General features: G+C 29.4%; 6 protein-coding genes. All 6 read left to right on the top strand.

Annotated elements, in window-relative coordinates; translation table 11 throughout:
- Nucleotides 1-775: polysaccharide biosynthesis C-terminal domain-containing protein (locus CVS92_RS08670; RefSeq protein ID WP_159070360.1), on the top strand; the 775-nt coding region annotated here is incomplete at its 5' end.
- The gene (locus tag CVS92_RS08675; protein ID WP_107789183.1) at nt 772-1,710 is read left to right on the top strand and encodes a GDP-L-fucose synthase family protein; all 939 of its coding nucleotides are present in this window, start codon (nt 772-774) and stop codon (nt 1,708-1,710) included. The genes CVS92_RS08670 and CVS92_RS08675, both read left to right, overlap by 4 nt.
- 182 nt (nt 1,711-1,892) lie before the next feature.
- Nucleotides 1,893-2,549: a class I SAM-dependent methyltransferase gene (locus CVS92_RS08685; protein WP_107789185.1), complete on the top strand. Its 657-nt coding sequence runs from the start codon at nt 1,893-1,895 to the stop codon at nt 2,547-2,549.
- A complete protein-coding gene (locus CVS92_RS08690; protein ID WP_107789186.1) occupies nt 2,546-3,517 on the top strand; it encodes a glycosyltransferase in 972 nt (323 codons plus the stop codon). The genes CVS92_RS08685 and CVS92_RS08690 overlap by 4 nt, the downstream gene beginning before the upstream one ends.
- Complete coding sequence (locus tag CVS92_RS08695) at nt 3,514-4,887, top strand: B12-binding domain-containing radical SAM protein (protein ID WP_107789187.1); 1,374 nt, start codon at nt 3,514-3,516, stop codon at nt 4,885-4,887. The genes CVS92_RS08690 and CVS92_RS08695 overlap by 4 nt, the downstream gene beginning before the upstream one ends.
- Nucleotides 4,884-5,729 (top strand): SDR family oxidoreductase, encoded by an 846-nt coding sequence (locus CVS92_RS08700; protein WP_107789188.1) that lies wholly within the window; start codon nt 4,884-4,886, stop codon nt 5,727-5,729. Before CVS92_RS08695 ends, CVS92_RS08700 begins: the two co-directional genes overlap by 4 nt.
- Nucleotides 5,730-5,894: the final 165 nt, after the last annotated feature.

Raw genomic sequence — 5,894 nt, forward strand, 5'->3', positions numbered from 1 at the left:
ATTGATAGGTTTTATATGGTGCTTTTTATTTGATAGTGCTTTTTTAGCATTACTATATTTATATTTTTTTGTGACGAAAACTACTTTTAGAATAATGAAATTAAAATTTAATATTAGACTTGCATTATTTTTGCTTAAAAACTCATGGCCATTGGCAGTATCTAGTATAATTATAACTGTTTATATGAGAATAGATCAGATTATGTTAAAAGAAATGCTTGGTAGTGACGTTGTTGGACAATACGCTGCTGCTATCAGGATTAGTGAGTGTTGGTATTTTGTTCCAGTTACTGTAGTTTTGTCTTTTTTTCCAGCAATAATTAATGCAAAGAGTGTTTCTGACGAACTTTTTTATGAAAGAGTAAAAAAATTATATTTTTATATAATAATATTTTCACTACTTGTTGCTATAATTACGACATTTACATCAGATTATGTTATAAAATTTTTATATGGGTATCAATATAACCAAACATCAGATATATTAATCGTCCATGTTTGGACTGGCATATTTGTTGCATCTGGTGTAGTTACTAGTAAGATAATTGTGGTAAATAAAACACAATTAAATGGTATGATTTGTACTTTTATTGGAATGCTTACAAATGTAATGTTGAATTATATTTTAATACCAACATATGGTGCCATTGGTGCAGCGGTTGCTACTATAGTTGCTCAGTTTGTATCAGGTTTTATAGTTCCTGTATTTTTTAGAATTGATAAAGAATATCCCATGATTGTTTTTAAATCTTTATTATATGGAGTTAAAATTTGAAAGTATATATAGCCGGACACAAGGGCCTTGTCGGAAGTGCTTTATTTAGAAGGTTAACTAGTGACGAGGTTAATTTCAAAATTATTTTAAGGGATAAAGAAGAACTTGATCTCTTAAACAGAGAAGCTGTATTTAATTTTTTTAAGACACAAAAACCGGATTGGGTTTTTTTGGCAGCAGCTAAAGTTGGTGGAATATATGCAAATAGTACATTTCCGGTTGAATTTTTGTTAGAAAATACAAGGGTTCAAAATAATGTAATAGAAGCCGCTTTTGAAAATGGTGTTAAAAAGCTTTTGTTTTTAGGTAGTAGCTGTATATATCCAAAATTGGCACCACAACCTATCAAGGAGGAGTATTTGCTTAGTTCTGGTCTTGAAAAGACCAATGAGGCTTACGCTATAGCAAAAATAGCAGGCATAAAATTATGCAATTCTTATAATAGTGAATATGGTACAGATTATATATCAGTAATGCCTACAAATCTTTATGGTTTAAACGACAATTATCATCAACAAAATGCACATGCATTGCCTATGCTTTTAAGGAGATTTCACGAAGCCAAGATAAATAATAAAAAAGAGGTTTCTATTTGGGGAAGTGGAACACCTATGAGAGAATTTATGTTTGCTGATGATCTAGCCGATGCTTGTGTTTTTCTTATGAAAAATAAAACCTCAAAGGAAATAGGAGAGCTTATTAATATAGGAACAGGTGTTGATTGCACTATTTTAGAACTTGCGCAGATAATAAAAAAAGTAGTTGGGTATAACGGAGATATAGTTTTAGATAGAACAAAACCAGATGGTACTCCAAGAAAACTCTTGGATGTTTCTAGATTAAAGGCGCTAGGTTGGGTTGCTAAGACGTCTTTGGAGGATGGTTTAAAAAAAACTTATAATGATTTTTTAAACAATAAAAATTTGAGGATGTAAAATGAGCATATTTGTAAAAGCGATAAATTTATATAAAAAATATGGTTATGACATAAAAACAGGACTAAATCCTATGCATTTTGGTGGGAAGGTACCTTTATATTTTCCATTTACATATATTTTTAAGAAAGGTTCTATAAACGAATTAATTACGGGGAGGTATCGCACCGGTCGAAGTGTATATGATAGAAAGTTTATCGAGTATTTATGACCCAAAAAATATATTTATTATTGGCAATGCCTTTGGATGGAGTACTGTTGTAATAACTTTAGCTTTTTCAAAATCTAAAATAGTTGTTATAGACGCTGGAATTGAAGGTAAGGATAATATGTTTGGAATAGAATTAAGCAACAAGATAGCAAAAAATGAAAATTTAAATTTTGTTGTGGAATATGGATATTCTCCACAAAGTAATAGGAATATAATAGGTAAGCATTTTGGTGACGAAAAGATAGATTTTGTTTTTATAGATGGTTTGCATACAAACGAGCAACTTTTAAAAGATTTTTATGGGGTCTTAGATTATGTTCATGAAAATACCATATTTTTATTTCATGACGTTATAAATTGGAAAATGGAAAGTGCATTTTTAACTATTAAAAATTATTTAAGGTCTTATAACTCGACTTTGCTTTATAGGACTACATCTGGTATGGCTGTTTGCTTACCAAAACAAATTTCAGATGAAATTTCAAATATTTTTGACTGTTTTACAGAAAATAGTAATTATATACAGGTTATCAAAAATTCCATAACAATAAAAGCAAAAATAAAATCTTTTATTGGTAGTTTTTTGCCAAAATTTTTAAAAGATAAGATAAAAAAGGTAATTGATTGAATATAGGAATGTATATCAAATGGGATAAATTCTCTATAAATAATAATGGAAATGTTATTGGTGATGAACTTTGGGGTGAGACTCTTTGTAGATCTATTAATAGACAATACAAAGATATAAAAGCTGAGCTTTATGCACCAAATTATTTACCTAAAGAAAAGCTAGATGTATTGATATATTTAAACGACAATAAACCTATTGGGAATTTGGCTCGTAAGCATATACTATATCTTCAAAATGGATATGGAAGAGAGGCTGAAATCATAATAAAAGAACTTGTCGAAAATGACTATGACGGATATGTATTTTTTTCAAAAAAGATGCAAAAAATATATGAAGAAAAATATAAAAAAAATAGCTTATATATGCCATTTGGTGCAGATACCGATTTTTTCTATCCAAGAGAAAAAATAGCTAAGTTTAACTTTGATTGCTCTTATGTTGGAAGTGATATAAAAGGTGAAAAAGCAACAATGAAGTATTTGTATCCAGCTATTGATTTTAATTTTGGTCTTTTTGGAAACTGGAAAATTAATAGGCACAGATTTATGATATGGAAAAATTTTACTAAAAAGCCTCCTTACAAAAAAGTTTTTGATAAATTATCATTGGGTAAAATAAAGCAAGAGAATATCCCTTATTTATATAGTTCCAGTAAGATTAATCTTAACTGTACACTACAAGATTGCATAGATTGGGATGTTGTTACTCTTAGAACTTATGAGGTGTTAGCCTGCAAGGGTTTTTTAATAACAGACATGGTACCATCTGCATGCAAAACAATGCAAGAATGTATGGTTTTTACAAGCGGCGGTGATGATTTACGTGAGAAGATTAGATATTATTTGAGTAATGATGCAAAAAGAGAAGAAATAGCACAAAATGGCTATGAATATGTAGTAAAAAATGCATCAATAGATGCTAGGGTAAAAGAGTTAATAACATATATAAAAGGGGTAGTTAATTGAAAGTAGTTTTTGCTAATTTGCCACATATTAGATCTAAAAATTCTAGTGTTGATAATAATTTTAAAGTTGATGGTTTTATTTTTAAAAGAAATTTATTAAAAATAAAAGGTTCAAGTAAAGTATTTAATTTTTTAAATAAAAATTTTGGACTTGGTAAAGGTGTTAGGTATGGCGTGCGTGCTGGTTCTAGATGGCCTTGGACTATGCCAATGCCACATAAAGGATCCCCTTTTCCATTTTTTATGGCCTATGCAGCTTCTAATCTCCAGGCTAATGGTTTCAAAGTAAATATTCTTGATGCTGTAGCAGAGGAAGAGTATTCTTATGATAATTTTTTAGAAGAGATCAAAAGAGAAAATGCTGATATTGTGGTAATTGAGTGTTCTACTCCTACAATAGATATAGATGTCTGGTTTGCAAATAGGGTTGCTGATTTTGCAAAAGTAGCACTTGCAGGACCGCATCTAAATAGTATGACAGCGAAAGAGATACAGGATAAAAATCCAAAAATAAATTTTTATCTTTTAGGAGAATATATATTAAATTCTTTAGATATGGTGATGCAATTAAAAGATGGAGTATATCCATCAAAGGTTTTAAAGGATATAGATTCCATACCATTTGCTTTTAGGGATTATAAAAGTGTTAAAAAGTATTATGATCCAACTATGCCTACTCCAAAGCCGCAACTTCAAATTTATGGAAGCAAGGGGTGTGCATTTAAATGCACTTTTTGCTCATGGCCTCAAAATATGTATTTTGGTAATGTCTCTTTAAGACAACCCGAGAAAATAGCAGAAGAAATAAGAGAAAATATTGCAAAATATGGTTTTAGGAGTATATTTTTTGACGATGATACTTTTAATATGGGAACAAAGAGGATTTCTGAGTTGTGTGACTATCTGAAAGAAATAGGGCTTCCCTGGACTATGATGGGTAGACTAGATATATCTCCAGATTGGCTATATGATAAAATGATTGATAGTGGCTGCGTCGGTATGAGATTTGGCATAGAAACATTTAGTATTGATGTGCTTAAAAACGTTGAAAAAGGTATAGAAAGAGTTGATTTTAAATCTACACTCGAATATATTAGCGAAAAATACCCAAAGCTAATGCTACATATTACCATGATGAGTGATATGCCCGGAATGACAGATGAGATGCACAAAAAAGATATGCAAATTATTCGTGATATGGGATTTTTAAATAAAGATATATATAGAACTTATCAGCTTTCAAAATGTGTGCCTTTTCCTGGTACGAAACTTTACAAACAAATTGTTGAGAAATTTGGTGAAGATAAGTTAAAGCAATATAGGTTATATGATGGTGGTCAAGACACTATAATGAAAAGCATAAAAGAATGAAAATTTTAATAGTAGGTGCTTCTAGTTTTATAGGTTTTGGAATTTATAGCAGACTTAAAACAATAAAAAAATATGTTATAACTGGAACATATTTTAGAAATAAAAAAGATGATGATTTTTTATTTTTGGATATAACAGATAAAGATAGTATTAAAGATATAATGATTGAAAAAAAACCTGATACGGTTCTATGGATAGCTGGATCTAAAAATTTAAAACTATGTCAAGATAACATGGAGTATGCAAAAAGTGTAAATGTATATCCTGTGAAAAACGCTATTGATACAATAAAAGAGTATGGGCTAAATACAAAATTTATATTCTTTTCTAGTGATTATGTCTTTGATGGAAACAACGGAAAATATAGAGATAGTGATATTCCAAGGCCTAATACAAATTATGGTATATCTAAATTTGAAGCAGAAAACCAGATTACTGTTTCAAATTTAGATTATATCGTGATAAGAACCTCTGCTGTTATGGGTAAGGGAGGTATTTTTTTTGATTGGATACTTAAAAACTTAAGAGATAGTGAATTTATTGATTTGTTTGAAAATGTTTTTTTTACACCAACTCCTTTGGGGTTACTTGTTGATAACGTGGAGAATATTTTAAATAATCAAAAATGGAACAAAGGCACAATTCATATTTGCGGAGAAAAAAAATTTAGCAGATATGAGTTTGGAAAATACATAAAAAGTTTAAATAACAGTTTTAAGGCTAAAATTAATCCTAGCTTAAATAAACTAGACACATTTCAAAGCGATTTATCTTTAGTATCGTCAAATTGCTCTATTAAAAGAAAAAGTCTAGACGATTATTTTTTGTTGGAGATTGGATAAAATGATACAGTTTATTAAAAATTATTATAATTTTCATGATAATAGAGGTAACTTTGTTGGCCTAGTAAATTTTGGTGCTTGGAGAGAGATAAACCTAATAACATCTGATAAAAATTCTATAAGAGGCGGACACTACCATAAGAACACAATAGAAACTTTTATTAT

It is taken from the genome of Campylobacter concisus (genome assembly GCF_003048555.1).
In the GTDB taxonomy this organism is placed as follows: domain Bacteria; phylum Campylobacterota; class Campylobacteria; order Campylobacterales; family Campylobacteraceae; genus Campylobacter_A; species Campylobacter_A concisus_AO.

Bases quoted from the DNA above. Each gene is read 5' to 3' on its own strand.
- CVS92_RS08700 (WP_107789188.1), top strand. From the start codon at position 4,884: ATGAAAATTTTAATAGTAGGTGCTTCTAGTTTTATAGGTTTTGGAATT.
- CVS92_RS08685 (WP_107789185.1), top strand. From the start codon at position 1,893: ATGATAGAAAGTTTATCGAGTATTTATGACCCAAAAAATATATTTATT.